The following is a 14,827-nucleotide window of genomic DNA, read 5'->3' on the forward strand; positions in this document are numbered from 1 at the left end:
GCTTTTTTTAGTAATAAATATTTTATTGTGCGTCCTTATTTCTATCAAACTCGAAAGCATATGGTAACATGAATAGGGATAAACGCTGTTCTAACAAACCTGGCATACGGAAAAATTGAGGTGTATACGATGAAATGGGATGAACATATGCTGCTGTGGAGCAAAGCGGCTGTACGTATCCTTGATATTCGCTATAAAGTGATGTGGGAAGGGCAGGATATGCTTTCTTACCGACTGCCTGCAAACGTATTTTTGCTTGTTACAAGCGGCAGTGCCTACGTCCAAATTGATGAAAATAAAACCCTGCTCAAGCGGTATCATTTATTGCATGCGGGCAAAGGGATGTATGTAGATGTGATGCCTGCCAAGCATGAATTTGCTTGTTATTTAGTTTTCTACAAGGCCGTCCTCCCCTCCACTTCGCCGAATTCTGCCATGAAGCGGCTTGCCGAGCAAGATAGGCCATTCGGCAAATTTTTTCACGTTATTCCTCCTGAGCCTGCTATGCTGTACAACCAGATTCGCCGAATGTACGAAGGATGGCAGCAATCCGGTGTGCTTGCCCAAATTCGGATGAAGGCTATGCTGTTCGAATTTATATATGAGCTGTTCACCCAACTAGAAACCTCCAAGGAAATGGGCAGCCCTTCTGATCTCGTCACTCATGCTTTGCGGTATATTCATGAGCATTACACCAAACCCGTTACAATGGTTCAATTGGCCGATCTCCTCGGCTGCAGCATCAGCTATATGCACAGGCTGTTTAAAGCAGAGGTAGGCAAAAGCCCGAATGAATATATCATCGGAAAGCGCATGGAGCAGGCTCAACAATATTTGCTTACTACTCAGCTGAATTTGCGGGAAATAGCCGAATCAGTCGGTTATTCGGATGTGTATTATTTTAGCCGCTTATATAAAAAACAGTTCGGCATCTCGCCACTGCAAGCTCGAAAATTTCAGTCTGAAAACGGGTTTAGCGATGTTAATCCATTAAATCCGTCACGATCCTCTATTGTTCCATCCCTGCCGCACTCCTATAATCATGATGTAAATGAAAATCATTTTCATCAAAAGGGAGAGGTAGATTTGATTTCAAACCGCAATACAAAACCTTCAATGACTGCTTTGCTCGTGCTGTGCCTATCACTGCTAATGAGCGCCTGCCAATCGGGAGGCAATTCAATAAGCTCAGAAAATCAGGGCAATCACACATCCAACGCTGTCAATCAAGCAGCGGCTAACTCCGCTGCAAAGGATGGCGAATCCGCTCCGGCTACAAGGCTTTACAAGCATAAATACGGAGAAACCGAAATTCCTGTGCAGCCAAAGCGGATTATCACGCCTTACCATCTCGGACATATGCTCGCACTCGGCGAGCGTCCACTCGGTGCTGCTACCTATGTGCTGCAATACTCCGCAAGCGCGATGGATACAACTGGTATTGCCGATTTAGGAGCTCCTCTTAATCTGGAGGCCATTTCCGATCTGGAACCGGATTTAATTATTATAATAGAAGCTTACCTTGAACCAAGCGGCGGTTATGAGGCATTCAGTAAAATCGCCCCTACCGTTGTGCTAGAGGCACATCAGGATCCAATCAAAGATATTACACTGATTGGAGATATACTTGGCAAGCAAGAGGAAGCTCAGCAATGGATTACCCAATTCGAAGCCAAAATTGCCGAAACCAAAGAGCGCGTACACCAAGTCATTAACCCGGAGGAAACGTTCACGATACTGAATGTAAGAACCGCCAAAAATCGAATGATTTATCGGGACCGCAATATGGGCGGCAATATTTTGTATACGTATTGGGGATTTAAACCTCAGGAGAAAGTTTTGAAGGATGTAATCGAAGGCATTGATGATGAATCCTCTTATCTGGATATAGCGGAGGAAGCGATTCCTGAGTATGCTGGCGATCACTTAATATTAGCCGCCGCTGCAGATGCACAAGATTCAGTTGACGAGCTAATGAAGAGCGGGATTTGGAAAAATCTTGATGCCGTGAAAAATAATCACGTGTATACGATCGATTTTGATCAGTTCCTATTCAACGATCCGATCTTTTCGATGAAGCAAATCGATATATTAACGGATCTGCTAACTGCAGGCCAATAACCGATTTCGTTCATCCATATAACGAGCCTTTCAGCAAATCGATTAGCGGGACAAAGGAATATGCGGACAAGCTGCGCATATTCCTTTGTTTACAAGCCTGCTCGTCGATGCTCTATTTCAGAAAGATAAGATTAAGGCCTGCCGCCTCCTCTTCCTTGCCCTCCGTTTCTCCCCATACTGCCTCCATCTATTCCTGGCATGCCATTTGTATCCGGCCTTACGTTCATCCCCGCTCCGCCATTTCCCCTTGAGCCTGTGTCCGATTGGGTTATCGCTTGAGCAGTAATGGTCTCGCATGAGGCAAGCACCAAGGAGCAGCTGAGCATAACGAGAATTAAAGCAAAGCCATATCTTGTACTTCGCATCTTTAGCTCACCTCTTCCAGCGTATAATCGTTATCTCTGGAAATATTTTTTCCACCCATACTCATAAAAATCCTTAAAGCCCATGTAGGATAACACAATCAGCAATGGATACACGGGGTAGATATATCGGGACTTGATTTCCCATAACAGATAAAACCCGATGAACCCTAAAATGACGAGAATTAAAGAGGTTTCTTCGAATCGCTTGCCTTTAATTCCACCAAGCAATCGGATGAAAATCCCGACATACATTAGAAAGCTCATCACATACAGCACCCAGAGCAGCCCTGTTCTATAATTCGAATCAGCTTTAAACAAGTCCGTCGCCCATGTCGTATAGCTGTAGCGCTCCAGATTAAAGCTCCTTCTTCCTCCTGTATCGGACGAGCCATCGTTGCCCATGCCGTACCTCTCCATCTGATACGTTCCTTCCGTCCACGTCCAGACGATCTTTTTAAAATACATTTCTGTTAAATCGCCTATACTCGCCTCGGAAAGCTTATTGCTAATCGACTCCTTAAACAGCTCTACACTGTCCGCCTTATTATAGCCCGCGTCTCTTTGATAAATATTGTAGCTTTGCCGGTTATCCCAAAACCCAAACGTGTCTTTGTTAATGCCCATATTCAGCCACATGTAGACTGGCGCAGAATTTTCGTTGACCGATTCATCTACGACATTCGTCGCCTGCAATGCCGCATTTTGCGTCCAGGCTGGAACATTAAACAGCGCCGCCAATAAAATCAGCGAGGCGATAGCCTTCTTCACTCCGATTTTCCTTAGGTTAAAAATAAGGCTAAGCAGCACAGCAATCAGAAAAATGACGCCGATGCTTCTGAAATAGTTGCCAATGGCCAGCAAAATGGCCGCGAGGATGATCGTCTTAATCGATTTTGTTCGGATAAACCTCACAGAGAAATACAAAGCGCTGGTCAGAAAAGCGGTAGCGATCACATCGTTATAAATAAAATTGCTCATAAACAGTGCTGGAATATAGGTCGCGCCGAACACTAGAACGCCATAGTCGTTTTCCTTTGACTTGCTATTCAGCTCTCTATAGAGCAAGTAAATCATTAGTGTAGTAACGAGAGTAAATAGGATATTGAAGGCTTTAATCACCAAATAATTATCTGGAAATAGCTGCAGCAGCGTTTTTAAGTATAGGACGATGGAAAAGTTAAACGGAAACATATACAGATATCCGCCGGTCTGAAAGGTGGAATAGTCCTTTTGATAAAGCATACTCATCGCCAGAGAAAGCACCGTCTCGGAATCATCCGTAGGCAGGCGGGGAAACAGGAAAATGATCGCGATTTGGAGCGCACACGAAAGCAGCAGCGTGGCAGGAATAACGATTTTCCAGCTGTACTTGTTCAGCTTCAAGCAAAGCTTGTATAGAAAGATGCTTAAGGCGAGGACTGTCCCGATGATCAAAATAAATAAAACCAGCTGCTGCTTTCCCAAGTGTGGCGTATCGCCGTATTCGTAAAATTGATATTCCGCCCTCACAAAAAACGACGACGCGATAAAAAGTCCGATAAAACAAGCAAGCAGCACATACAATATTTTTTGAATGCCCTTAACCATGGACAACCTCCTTGACAGCATGAATATAGAAGCATTATAAGTCCCTAATCTGAAAATCTCATGAATAGACAAAATAAAGACGCTCCAGGGGCAAGCTCCCGGGGCGTCTTGTTTGGCAGATGTATGGAATTTATTAATAAACTTCATAGATGAGCTCGCTGTCCATTTCAAGCTTATGATTAAAAGCCGCGTAAATGTATAGCTGCCCCGCTGGACTGTCGCCAGCATCGTAGCCTAATCGAAAGGTGCGGTCTCCGGCAAACTCCAGCCCGGACAAAACGAGCTCATTCACATCCTCATCAGGATGCATGCCGGCAATCCGAGCCAGCGCGCTATCACATAACTGGTCAAAGCGCTCCCACGCTTTTTTAATAGTGGGCGACAGCCGTTTCATGTCCGCTTTGGTGGCGACAGCCACACTTATGGCAAGCTCTTTCTCCTTATATAGAAGCGTGGTGGAATAGGATATAAGCGAGACGTCGTATACAAAGGTTCCTACCCCTTTGATCGTATGATCGGGCTCGACAATGAGATTGCTTGAATAATCCAGCCGCGCAAGCTTTGGATTACAGCTCGTATCCAGCTTCGAGATTTTATTTTCCGAGCAATAGAGCTCGGCTAAAAGCACATTATGGCTAATATCCAAGCCTTTAATATGATTATTAAAGCATCTTAAGCTTTGCAGCGCTGGATTGTGGGTTACATCCAATTCCGTAAGATGATTGTTGTTGCAGCGAATTTCAAGCAGGCTCGGACATTCCTTTACGTTCAGGCTTATTAAATAATTGTTTCCGCAATCAAGGCGTGAAAGCTGGACATTTTGATCCAAATTTATATTAAAAAGGGCATTGTAGCCGCAGCTTAGCTGCTCTAAATTCGTGTTGTGACCCACTTGCAATTCCGAAAGGAGGTTCCAATAGCAGTCCAGCTTGACGAGCATGTCGTTGCGGCTAATATCCAGCTCCCGAATCCGGTTGAACCCGCAATCCAGAGCTTCCAGCTTCCGATTGTTCGTCAAGTTTAAGGCATGAATCTCGTTTTTGTTGCAGTTAAGCTTTCTCAGATTTAGATTGCGGCTAACATCTAGCTCCATCAGGTTATTGTATGAGCAATCCAGCTCTTCAAGAGACGTAAAATGTTCCAAGCCTTTCAGACTTGAATATTTTTGGCTGGCGAGCTGCAGCGATACGATTTGCACCACATCGCTCGTCTGAATCGATTCGCGATTTTCACAATAATTTTCTAAAATATATGTTTTAAATCGTTCATCTATAAAATCTTCTGTAATATTCATAGCGCTCCTCCTTAAGGCAAAATCGTAATGAATGCAGTCGATTAGTGGCTGCCAAAACTCCAATAGGCAGTCTAAATCTATCATAGCATAAATTTGGATATTTCCATTCCCAAAACTCGACAAAACCCGTCATTTGCTCCTTCTTTTCTACCATTTACAACCGTATTTTAATAAGATATATTGGAATGGTTAGAAATGTTAGCGCTAACATTTAGTGAGAAGGGAATGATGCGAATCGCTTCGAAAGGTTTAGTTTGTATCTGATTTAAGCTTTAAAATAATCCATTTTTGAGAGGATGGACCTTTTATGAAAAAACTAAGCGCAAAATTATTCGTACTTGTTTTGGCAATGTCTCTTATGTTCAGCATGACGGCATCGGCCAGTGCTAATACCGTAACCTATGGAATTACCTATTCCGATACGCTCGCAGCTGGGCAAACCTCTGCCTATTTTCTTTCTAATGCTAAAACGACTGGTACAAGCGTTAAGGTAACAGCATCGGTAGCAAATGCCATTCAACTGCATTACTACTGGACCTACAACAATACAACATTGGACCTTGGCACATACGTCGTAAACAGCACAAATTACAATGGCGGTGCGGCCTACTACAACCCTGGCACTTTGACTACAGTAGTAGAGCGCGTTCCAGGATCGACGATTCCTTTGCCTTCCGTATCTTACACCATTACTTTCAATTAATCGCATCAGTTAACCATCCATTTTTTGAGAGGACGGACCTTTTATGAAAAAACGAAGCGCAAAATTATTCGTACTTGTTTTGGCCATGTCTCTTATGTTCAGCATGACGGCATCGGCCAACCCTATTATCATCGCCTATGGAATTACCAATTCCTACACGCTCACAGCTGGTCAAAGCTATACCTACATTCTCCCTAATGCTAAAACATCTGGTTCAAGCGTTAAGGTAACGGCAACGGCAGCAAATGCCATTCAACTGCATTACTACTGGAGCTACAACAATACAACACAGGACCTTGGCACATCCATCGTAAACAGCACAAATTACAATGGCGGCTCGGGCTACTACAGCCCTGGAACTCTGATTACAGTAGTAGAGCGCGTTCCAGGATCGACAACTGCTATTCCTTCCGTATATTACTCTATTACTTTCAACTAATCGCACAGATCATCTAGCTTTTACTTAAATTTGTTCTAAATGTTAGCGCTAACATTTAGTAAGAGGAGCATCATTTAGAGAGGACGGATCCTTTATGAAAAAACTGGGCACAAAACTATTTGTTCTCGTTATGGCAATGTCTCTTATGTTCAGCATGACGGCATCGGCTAATCCTGCGATCGTCAGCTATGGAGGTACCTATAATAATGCACTTGCTGCTAGTCAATCCTATGCCTACATCCTCCCTAACGCTAAAACTACAGGTACAAGTGTTACTGTCATTACAGCCGTTCCAAATACACTTCAACTGCATTACTACTGGAGCTACAATAATACGACGCTCGATCTAGGAACGGCCATCGTTAACAGCACCTATTACATCGGCGGTTCGGCCTACTATAACCCTGGCACTCTGATCACAGTAGTAGAGCGCGTTCCAGGATCGACAACAGCCTATCCGTCCGTATCCTATAGCATTTCCTTCAAATAATAGGGTCGGGTAACGTCATCATTTTGGTTTTGGTTGACTTTGTCATAGTAAAATATGGAGTCATACAAATGAAAAAGAACACGCGGTTACCATTGGGTACCTGCGTGTTCTTTTTTCCCACTCCATGTTCTCTAAATACCATTGTAAATAAGCTTATAATCTCCAGCTTCGACCTGTATCGCGAACTCAATTAACTTTCTTAAAGTATTAAGAACCTCTATTTTGCTAAATGACAATTTATCATAATAGCCTGATTGTTTAGGGTTCTCATCGTCCGTCCATGTATACCAACCAGTTAACTTAATCTCATCTGGAGCTTGAGAAAATAGCAAGAGCCAAGCCTCCATTACCTTCAAAAATGTTGCAGCGCCACTTTTTCCGATTATCGAGTAACCATAATAGTTGAATCCAAGCTCACTCTCATTATTAACGGGATTGTAAGTTTCTACCCATTTCAATGAATCTTGCATATATCCAAACATATCGTCGTGTACATGGACAACACGATGTGGATGCTTCTTCATGTACTCTGAAATGCTGAAAACGGGAAATGATTCAAATTTATGGTTTGAAATCAGTATGAAGTCATGCGCTAGAGCTATATCACACCTCTCCTTTTTTAAAGTGCTGCTCGTATCCTCTGGACCCAAGTCTATCATTTAGGCTCTAAATGATTTCTCCCTTCCAATCAACAACGATTAATCGCTCCTTCTTATGAAAACACCATTCAATAATCGTCTTTACTAATTCTGGTGTGATAATCGTATCCTTCCAGATTGGAGTCTGTACCCTCATCCAGCCCTGCCAACCGGATCTATCTAATCCTTCAAATTCCCGTCCCTTAATAACGATATGGGGTGTTTTGGGATTCTTGGACTGACCGACTTCATATGAAACGATCCACTTTTTATCATCTGAAACGATATTTAGCTTTATTTGCCCACAATCGTCATAGTCCGGCTGGACATACCAATAAAATAATCTGGCGTTACATACAATCTTTCTTCTACCTTTTTTATTAACACTCATTAATCACGCTCCGGCTCCAGCATATCCTCAAACTTAACCTTGGATGGAAAGAAATAATAGATAAAGGAATATAATATTATTCTAAACGACACCCCAACCATACTTCACAATTAGGATTCAACAACTTAAATTCCTCAATCTCATCCATTGGAATAAACGTTTTAGCAATACTTAATACTTGCAAGTTTTTTAAATTCAAAATCGGTTTAAGCGTTTTGATTTGATGGTCTGGAATATAAAGCTTCTCAAGATTCTTTAGTTGGCGTAATGGCTCAATCGTCTTTATACTATTAAGCGGAGATGAAATATCTAGTTCCCGAAGCTCATAAAGCTCTGCCAAAGGTTTAATATCCGTAATGCTACAAAAGTCTGCATATAAAACCTGCAATTTTTTTAGTTTCTTTAATGGTGTTATATCTCTTATGCCTAGGCCAGAGATGTTTAAGTGCGTCAATTCCCTAAAAACCGCTAGTGCTTCTATACTTGTTATTTCTTGAAGCAAGCTATCTTCAAGGTCAATCTTGACTACAGTAAAAGGATTTGACATGTGGTACTCGTATTTCTCACCAAATAGTTCTAATAATGCTTGTTCAAGCTTCCCCATACAGTTCAGCTCCAAAAATTCATTTTGAATTATTATATCATTCTACTCTAACCTACTTTTGTTTCTTTCACATCAAATATCGTTTAACTGCTGCTCGGCACAACATCTGAAGTCATCCTTGGTTCCCGGCTGGAATCTGTTTTCCCAGCTTCCCGCAGTACAAGTAATCCAATAACCAAGGACACAACGCCGATAATGATCAGCAGCGCCCCCAATTCCTGGCCGTAGGCTGTTAGCTCCCCCTCGCGAAAAGCCATCCCGCGGATGAGCCGGTTCAGCCAGTTCATCGGCAACGCCCATGCGAAAATTTGAAAGGGCTCTGGAAATGCGAGCGGAGTCAGCTGAATTCCCGTAGCAAGAAACGATGGATACAGCACCAAGCTGGTTCGCAAACTGACTTTGGACTGGTCTTTGGCAGAATAGCCAATCAACATGCCCACAAGTGACAACGCAAAGGCATAAACAAGCAAGGGGATGATAAAAACATAGGGCTCCGCTTCAAACCGCATGGCCCCCACCTGCTTTAATAATCCATAGCACAGAAGCAGGGATAGGGAGCTCAGAACAGCGTAAGGTACAGTGCGCATCCACAGCTGAAAAGGCGACTTCCCGCTTTCGAAGAGCTTTCCCTCCTGACGCAGGCGAGGTACAATCGAACCCGCTGCGCTTGTCGTAATCATGAGAACGACAATATTTACAAACCCAAGCACCATAAAGCCGACATAGCTTGTGGTCGGATTAAACAGCATGCGCTGCTGAAGGGACAACGGGGAGACGAGCCCTTTGGTCGTTTCCGCATCCATTCCTTTTTGCAGCAGACGGGTCATGGAAAGGGTCGTATTTTCCGTTACGACGACTTCCTGAATTGCGGTTCGGATGCCCGTCAGCCCGGAGGGCATCGTATTATCCATTAAAATGCCGATATTCGTTGATATTCCCTGCTGCTGACGCTGCTCCAACTGTTTGGGAAGCATGATGACCGCTACAGCCTGCTCATTAGCCAGCAATGTTTCTGGGGCCATACGGCTGGCGTACACGTTAGTGACTTTCATATATGGGGAAGCATTGATTTTGGAAATGATCTGCCGGGAATAAGCACTGTGATCCTCATCAATGACAACAACGGGAGATTCGCTGATCTGGTTCTGCGAAAACATCAATCCAAAAAAGATGGCCGCAATGATCGGACCGATAAAGATCATACGAGCATACTTGCTGCCCGCTACGTGCTTCCACTCGTCAATCAGCGAATTCATCAAGTCTCACCTCCGCGGTCATGCCCGGAAGCAAATCAGCATTTGATTCCATCGCTATTCGAACAAGGAACATGCTTAAATCAGCTTGCCCTTTCTCACGACTCATACGCAGGTTGGCAAATTGAGGCGCAGCTGCAATGGAAGCCACAACACCATCGATCTGAACTTGACGCTCCACATATGGAAAATGAACCTCTACCCTTTTATTGACCTCAAGCTTATCCATTTCACTTTCCTGAATGTATAGATCTGTATAGAAGGTATTCTTTTGCAAAATCGCAACGGGCATGCCTTGTGCCAGCTGTTCCCCCGGCTTTACAGCGACTCTGCTGATTAATCCGTCATTCGGCGCAAGCACATCGATTTCCCCTTCGTCAGCTGATTTAACCTGAAAGAGCACATCTCCCTGTTTTACGGAATCGCCTGCAGCTGCATTAACCTTTACCATCATCCCTGGACTCTTGTCATAAAATAGTGTCGTTTGCTCCGCCTCAAGCACACCTTGCTTTCTGCTCTCAGCTTGACTGACAGCATCCTTTCCTTTCATCGCAAGTAGCGAGCCTCCCACGATAAGCACAATCGCAATCCCGATATAAAAACCTGCTTTTATCTTCATTGTTGTATCTCTCCTATTTCCATTTCCATTTTCTATTTGCTGTTAAACCTGCTGCTCTTTTTGACTTGTCATCCTCATTTTTCTGACCGCGTTTTCGGCAGCCTCCATCATTACTTCTCCCAATGTAGGATGGGGATGAATCGTCATAGCCAAATCTTCTGCGGCTGCCCCCATCTCTATCGCAAGGGCAAGCTCCGATATAAGGGTGGATGCCTCTACTCCAACGATTTGTGCACCAAGGACGATTCCTGAGATCGGGTCCGCCACCACTTTGACGAAGCCTTCCGATTCCTTCAATGCCAATGCTCTTCCGTTGATTGCGAAAGGGGCTTTGCCGACAACAATCGGGATGGCTTTTGCCTTTGCTTCCGTTTCGCTTAAGCCCACACTAGCCAGCTCTGGATTGGAAAAGACGACGAGCGGAATCGCTTTATAATCGACCTCGGAGGCATAGCCTGCAATCGCTTCGGCTGCAACTTTCGCTTCATAGGACGCCTTGTGTGCGAGCGCCGGACCAGCCGTAATATCTCCAATTGCAAAAATATGCGGGATAGCCGTTCTGCACTGTTTATCCGTACTGATCAGTCCTCTGCTTGTCACTGGCAGGCCGATGCGATCCAGCCCTAACTCGCCGTCTGTATTTGGTTTTCTGCCGACAGTGACTAATGCATATTCCGCTGTAACCTGATGCTGCTCTTTATTTTTAGAATAATGAAGCGTAATGCCCGCGGAATTCTGCACCATTTTTCCCGCCGTCGCACCCGTTACGATGTTTATCCCATCAGCCTTCAACTGCTTGACAACAGGGGCAGCAAGCTCCGCCTCGAATCCCGGCAGCACTTGTTCTCCTCCCTCCAGAATCGTCACCTTTGTGCCAAATTTGGCATACATCTGCCCAAGCTCAATCCCGATATATCCACCGCCGATGACCACTAAGCTAGCAGGAACCTCTGGGAGTGAAAGAGCCTCAGTGGAAGACAGCATACGCCCGCCGAACGGAAAGGCTTGCAGCTCAATCGGACGAGAGCCCGTTGCCAGTATGGCGTACTTGAAAGAGATGAGCTGCTCTTGTCCAGCTTGTTTGATAAGAGCGGTATGTTCATCAACGAAACGGGCTTGCCCCTCCAAAATGCTCACACCGGCAGTCTTTAATAAATAACTGACTCCGCCTGCCTGCTTATTCACAATTCCCTGCTTGAAAAGCTGAGCATTCTTAAATGTCGCTGCCGCATCTGCAGGATAGAACTCTTGGAGCAATTCATGGCGATGCGATTCTGCTATCAACGCTTTGGATGGAATGCAGCCAACATTCGTGCAGACTCCCCCAAGCTGACTGCGTTCAACAATTGCTGTCTTCATTCCAAGCTGTGAACAGCGCAGCGCCGCCCCATAACCTCCCGGACCTGATCCAATGACTAACGTTTCTACCGATTCAAGCTTACTCATATCGTGATACCTCCTGTTGAAGTTGCTTCCCAAAATATGATGATCGTAATATATTATAACCATCATATTTTAAAAACGTCAACAGCCGCATTTAGCCTTTTTGGAGCTAAACGTTAGCTTATCGCTAAATTGACAGGCTTAATTATGACGATTATAATATTTTAAAAGATGGCATGATGAAGTTAATGATGATGATATGGGGTGATTACAATGCCGTATCCCAAAGGCCATAAGCTTAAAGTAAGGAATAAGATCGTTGAAAGTGCTGCTCAGGCTTTTCGCACCAATGGGATCCATGATGTAAGTGTTCCGTTCATTATGAAGGGGGCCGGATTGACCCATGGAGGGTTTTATTCGCATTTTGACAACAAAGAGCAGCTGGTCGCCGAAGCCTGCCAGTATGCCACCAGCGATACGATCGCACTGCTGCAGAGCATCGCTGATCAGGAGCTTCAGAATCCCAAAATCAATACGGTCATTGACTATTATTTAAGTCCATACCATCGCGACAAAACGGAGATGGGCTGCATTCTGCCTGCCCTTTCCAGCGAAATATCCCGTTCCTCCGAAGAGATTCGGCAAGTATTTACCATTGAACTGGAGCGGATGATTGCGTTTATATCCGATTTGGCAGGAATCGACCTAACCAAAGGCAGCGCCCTGCTGAGCACGATGATCGGCTCTCTTGTTCTTGCACGTTCTGTTCACAATCCTGAAATGAGCGACAGCCTGCTCTCGGCAGGCAAACAATATGCCAAAGCGCTGGTTATCGCCTAGACTTGTCCAAGCTGCTAAGCACAAAAAAAACACACCCATAAATGGCGTGTTTTTTTTGTTCAAGTAGTAGCTTCCGGCATTGAGGCGCATGGAAGCACGTAGACTCCAATTGGGAGCTTACCCTTTTACCCCGCCTACCATCATGCCTTTGACAAAATATTTTTGCAGGAAAGGATACACCATAATAATCGGCACCGAGGCAACAATCGTCATCGTAGCACGAACGGCCATAGGCGTAACCATATTTTGCTGTGCTCCGCTGGCTCCTTGAATCATCCCATCCATGCTCGATGTTCCGGTGGTCGTATTGGAGTTTTGCAGAATTTTCTGCAGTTCATATTGCAAGGTGCTCAAATTGCTGTCTGATGAATTATATAGAAAGACGTCGAACCACGAATTCCATTGGTATACCCCGGAAAATAAAGCTACCGTTGCAAGCACGGGCACCGTTAACGGCAAAATAATGCTGAAAAAGGTTCTGTAATCTCCTGCACCGTCCATTTTTCCCGACTCAAGGATGCTTTCCGGAAGATTCTCAATAAAGGAACGAATGATGATCAGGTTGAATACGCCAATGATTCCCGGAAGAATGTATACCCAGAAGCTTCCAACCAGCCCCATATCTCTCATTAGGAGATAATTTGGAATTAGGCCGCCGTTAAAATACATAGTCATAATAAAGGCCACCGTAATGAATTTGCGGAGCACATATTCCTGTCTGCTGAGCGTAAAAGCCAGCATGGCCGAGCAGAAGACGGTTACGACAGTTCCTATGACCGTTCGCAGGACTGATATGAGAGTCGCATGAAAAATGGTCGCCTCTCTAAAAATATAGCTATAGTTAGCGATTGTCCACTCTCGAGGCAGCAGATAGATTCCGCCTTTTATTGAATCCTGTGCACTGTTGAGAGAAACCGCAAGTACGTTCAAAAATGGATAAAGAGTAATGATCATCAAAAAAATCATGAAGCTGTAGTTGCAAATGACAAACAAGCGGTCACCGGTGGAAGAGCTCACTCGATGCTTAATCCGTTTATTCTTTTTGACAGCTACGTTTTCCATTCGTGCTCCTCCTTTTCTAATACAGCCTGGCTTCGCCCATGCGTTTCGCGGCGTTATTCGCTATAAACAATAGGATGAAGCTGACCACGGTCTTGAACATGCCTGCTGCAATAGAAAGAGAGAAATTGCTCTGCGCAATCCCGTATTTCAGCACGAATATATCTATGTTCTCGGAATAATCAACATTCATGCCGTTGCCCAGCAAATATTGTGGTTCGAATCCCGACTCCAGCAAATAACCGATATTCATAATTAGCAGTATAATTACAACAGATTTAATACCAGGCAATGTAATATAGATCATTTTCTTAAAACGGTTCGCCCCGTCAATCTCTGCAGCTTCATATTGCGTAGGATCAATCGTCGTCATTGCCGCCAGATACACAATGGTATTCCATCCAATGTCTTTCCAGATAGAGCTTGCTCCGAATATGGTCCAGAAATACTCTGGAATGCCTAAGAACAAAATTTCATTGCCGCGATCAATAAATCCTAACCCGACTAACAATTGGTTGATCGTTCCGTCCGGCGACAAGGTCGTTTGGATAATGCTCGCTGCGACCACCCAGGATATAAAGTGTGGCAAATAACTCACGGTCTGAACGACGCGTTTAAAGGCGATATTGCGTATTTCATTTAGCAGCAAAGCAAGTGTAATCGCTGTAACGAAGCCAAAAATCAAATTAATCGAGCTCATAGCCAGCGTATTGCGGAGAACTCTGAGAAATCGGTCATCCCCGAACAAAAATTTAAAATGCTCAAACCCAATCCACGCTTGATCCATAAATTTCTTAGCCGGCTTATAATCCTGGAAAGCGATGGTCCAGCCCCATAGCGGTAAATATTTAAATATAATCAGCCATATTAAAAAGGGAACAGACATTATGGCGAGGGCACGCTGTTGAAACAGCTTTTTAAAGAAAAGCCTGATTCGGTTCTCGTATTTATTTCCCTTGGACTGGGAAATGGCCAATACCGTATTTTTGTCCACCTGTATTCTCTCCTTCCAAAACCACACGGGTAAAGCAAACATTCAGA

At 44.3% G+C, this 14,827-nt stretch carries 16 protein-coding genes; 5 read left to right on the forward strand and 11 right to left on the reverse strand.

Going from position 1 to position 14,827, the window contains the following annotated elements; genetic code table 11:
- Positions 1-129 precede the first annotated feature (129 nt).
- Positions 130-2,121, forward strand: a complete 1,992-nt coding sequence (locus BBD42_RS03395; RefSeq protein ID WP_099516991.1) for an AraC family transcriptional regulator — start codon at positions 130-132, stop codon at positions 2,119-2,121.
- Positions 2,122-2,252: 131 nt separating this feature from the next.
- Here BBD42_RS03395 and BBD42_RS03400 read toward each other — a convergent pair whose 3' ends face one another.
- The 3 genes from BBD42_RS03400 to BBD42_RS03410 form a co-directional block, all read right to left on the reverse strand.
- Positions 2,253-2,486, reverse strand: a complete 234-nt coding sequence (locus BBD42_RS03400; RefSeq protein ID WP_099516992.1) for a hypothetical protein — start codon at positions 2,484-2,486, stop codon at positions 2,253-2,255.
- Between the two features lie 30 nt (positions 2,487-2,516).
- The gene (locus tag BBD42_RS03405; RefSeq protein WP_099516993.1) at positions 2,517-4,073 is read right to left on the reverse strand and encodes a glycosyltransferase family 39 protein; all 1,557 of its coding nucleotides are present in this window, start codon (positions 4,071-4,073) and stop codon (positions 2,517-2,519) included.
- Positions 4,074-4,206: 133 nt separating this feature from the next.
- Positions 4,207-5,367, reverse strand: a complete 1,161-nt coding sequence (locus BBD42_RS03410; RefSeq protein ID WP_099516994.1) for a leucine-rich repeat domain-containing protein — start codon at positions 5,365-5,367, stop codon at positions 4,207-4,209.
- Positions 5,368-5,674: 307 nt separating this feature from the next.
- Here BBD42_RS03410 and BBD42_RS03415 point away from each other — a divergent pair, with 307 nt between their 5' ends.
- The 3 genes from BBD42_RS03415 (at position 5,675) to BBD42_RS03425 (ending at position 6,999) form a co-directional block, all read left to right on the forward strand.
- The gene (locus BBD42_RS03415) at positions 5,675-6,070 is read left to right on the forward strand and encodes a hypothetical protein (RefSeq protein WP_099516995.1); all 396 of its coding nucleotides are present in this window, start codon (positions 5,675-5,677) and stop codon (positions 6,068-6,070) included.
- A gap of 43 nt (positions 6,071-6,113) precedes the next feature.
- Positions 6,114-6,509: a hypothetical protein gene (locus BBD42_RS03420; protein WP_099516996.1), complete on the forward strand. Its 396-nt coding sequence runs from the start codon at positions 6,114-6,116 to the stop codon at positions 6,507-6,509.
- A gap of 94 nt (positions 6,510-6,603) precedes the next feature.
- Positions 6,604-6,999, forward strand: coding sequence for a hypothetical protein (locus BBD42_RS03425; RefSeq protein WP_099516997.1), 396 nt, complete (start codon positions 6,604-6,606; stop codon positions 6,997-6,999).
- 131 nt (positions 7,000-7,130) lie between these two features.
- Here the strand turns inward: BBD42_RS03425 and BBD42_RS03430 are convergent, their stop codons facing one another.
- From BBD42_RS03430 to lpdA, 6 genes are all read right to left on the reverse strand, one after another.
- Complete coding sequence (locus tag BBD42_RS03430; protein ID WP_150131503.1) at positions 7,131-7,523, reverse strand: hypothetical protein; 393 nt, start codon at positions 7,521-7,523, stop codon at positions 7,131-7,133.
- Between the two features lie 142 nt (positions 7,524-7,665).
- The gene (locus BBD42_RS03435) at positions 7,666-8,028 is read right to left on the reverse strand and encodes a hypothetical protein (protein ID WP_099516999.1); all 363 of its coding nucleotides are present in this window, start codon (positions 8,026-8,028) and stop codon (positions 7,666-7,668) included.
- Between the two features lie 76 nt (positions 8,029-8,104).
- On the reverse strand, positions 8,105-8,632 hold the full coding sequence (locus tag BBD42_RS03440; protein ID WP_099517000.1) for a leucine-rich repeat domain-containing protein: 528 nt from the start codon (positions 8,630-8,632) through the stop codon (positions 8,105-8,107).
- A gap of 83 nt (positions 8,633-8,715) precedes the next feature.
- The gene (locus BBD42_RS03445; RefSeq protein WP_099517001.1) at positions 8,716-9,888 is read right to left on the reverse strand and encodes an ABC transporter permease; all 1,173 of its coding nucleotides are present in this window, start codon (positions 9,886-9,888) and stop codon (positions 8,716-8,718) included.
- Positions 9,872-10,504, reverse strand: a complete 633-nt coding sequence (locus BBD42_RS03450) for a biotin/lipoyl-containing protein (RefSeq protein WP_099517002.1) — start codon at positions 10,502-10,504, stop codon at positions 9,872-9,874. The genes BBD42_RS03445 and BBD42_RS03450 overlap by 17 nt, the downstream gene beginning before the upstream one ends.
- Positions 10,505-10,546: 42 nt before the next feature.
- Complete coding sequence (gene lpdA, locus BBD42_RS03455) at positions 10,547-11,950, reverse strand: dihydrolipoyl dehydrogenase (RefSeq protein WP_099517003.1); 1,404 nt, start codon at positions 11,948-11,950, stop codon at positions 10,547-10,549.
- A gap of 210 nt (positions 11,951-12,160) precedes the next feature.
- On the opposite strand from lpdA, the gene BBD42_RS03460 reads away from it, so the two are divergent.
- A complete protein-coding gene (locus BBD42_RS03460) occupies positions 12,161-12,727 on the forward strand; it encodes a TetR/AcrR family transcriptional regulator (protein ID WP_099517004.1) in 567 nt (188 codons plus the stop codon).
- Between the two features lie 117 nt (positions 12,728-12,844).
- Here the strand turns inward: BBD42_RS03460 and BBD42_RS03465 are convergent, their stop codons facing one another.
- Both BBD42_RS03465 and BBD42_RS03470 read right to left on the reverse strand, forming a co-directional pair.
- Positions 12,845-13,789 (reverse strand): carbohydrate ABC transporter permease, encoded by a 945-nt coding sequence (locus BBD42_RS03465; RefSeq protein ID WP_099517005.1) that lies wholly within the window; start codon positions 13,787-13,789, stop codon positions 12,845-12,847.
- Between the two features lie 16 nt (positions 13,790-13,805).
- Positions 13,806-14,780, reverse strand: a complete 975-nt coding sequence (locus BBD42_RS03470; RefSeq protein ID WP_481855915.1) for an ABC transporter permease — start codon at positions 14,778-14,780, stop codon at positions 13,806-13,808.
- Positions 14,781-14,827: the final 47 nt, after the last annotated feature.

It is taken from the genome of Paenibacillus sp. BIHB 4019, from assembly GCF_002741035.1.
Taxonomy (GTDB): domain Bacteria; phylum Bacillota; class Bacilli; order Paenibacillales; family Paenibacillaceae; genus Pristimantibacillus.

What these genes read in the sequence shown, in the direction of transcription:
- BBD42_RS03430 (WP_150131503.1), bottom strand. Translation starts at nt 7,523, where the DNA reads ATGAAGAAGCATCCACATCGTGTTGTCCATGTACACGACGATATGTTT.
- BBD42_RS03395 (WP_099516991.1), top strand. Translation starts at nt 130, where the DNA reads ATGAAATGGGATGAACATATGCTGCTGTGGAGCAAAGCGGCTGTACGT.
- BBD42_RS03405 (WP_099516993.1), bottom strand. Translation starts at nt 4,073, where the DNA reads ATGGTTAAGGGCATTCAAAAAATATTGTATGTGCTGCTTGCTTGTTTT.
- BBD42_RS03415 (WP_099516995.1), top strand. Translation starts at nt 5,675, where the DNA reads ATGAAAAAACTAAGCGCAAAATTATTCGTACTTGTTTTGGCAATGTCT.
- BBD42_RS03435 (WP_099516999.1), bottom strand. Translation starts at nt 8,028, where the DNA reads ATGAGTGTTAATAAAAAAGGTAGAAGAAAGATTGTATGTAACGCCAGA.
- BBD42_RS03425 (WP_099516997.1), top strand. Translation starts at nt 6,604, where the DNA reads ATGAAAAAACTGGGCACAAAACTATTTGTTCTCGTTATGGCAATGTCT.
- BBD42_RS03465 (WP_099517005.1), bottom strand. Translation starts at nt 13,789, where the DNA reads ATGGAAAACGTAGCTGTCAAAAAGAATAAACGGATTAAGCATCGAGTG.
- BBD42_RS03400 (WP_099516992.1), bottom strand. Translation starts at nt 2,486, where the DNA reads ATGCGAAGTACAAGATATGGCTTTGCTTTAATTCTCGTTATGCTCAGC.
- lpdA (WP_099517003.1), bottom strand. Translation starts at nt 11,950, where the DNA reads ATGAGTAAGCTTGAATCGGTAGAAACGTTAGTCATTGGATCAGGTCCG.
- BBD42_RS03410 (WP_099516994.1), bottom strand. Translation starts at nt 5,367, where the DNA reads ATGAATATTACAGAAGATTTTATAGATGAACGATTTAAAACATATATT.
- BBD42_RS03460 (WP_099517004.1), top strand. Translation starts at nt 12,161, where the DNA reads ATGCCGTATCCCAAAGGCCATAAGCTTAAAGTAAGGAATAAGATCGTT.
- BBD42_RS03440 (WP_099517000.1), bottom strand. Translation starts at nt 8,632, where the DNA reads ATGGGGAAGCTTGAACAAGCATTATTAGAACTATTTGGTGAGAAATAC.
- BBD42_RS03450 (WP_099517002.1), bottom strand. Translation starts at nt 10,504, where the DNA reads ATGAAGATAAAAGCAGGTTTTTATATCGGGATTGCGATTGTGCTTATC.
- BBD42_RS03420 (WP_099516996.1), top strand. Translation starts at nt 6,114, where the DNA reads ATGAAAAAACGAAGCGCAAAATTATTCGTACTTGTTTTGGCCATGTCT.
- BBD42_RS03445 (WP_099517001.1), bottom strand. Translation starts at nt 9,888, where the DNA reads ATGAATTCGCTGATTGACGAGTGGAAGCACGTAGCGGGCAGCAAGTAT.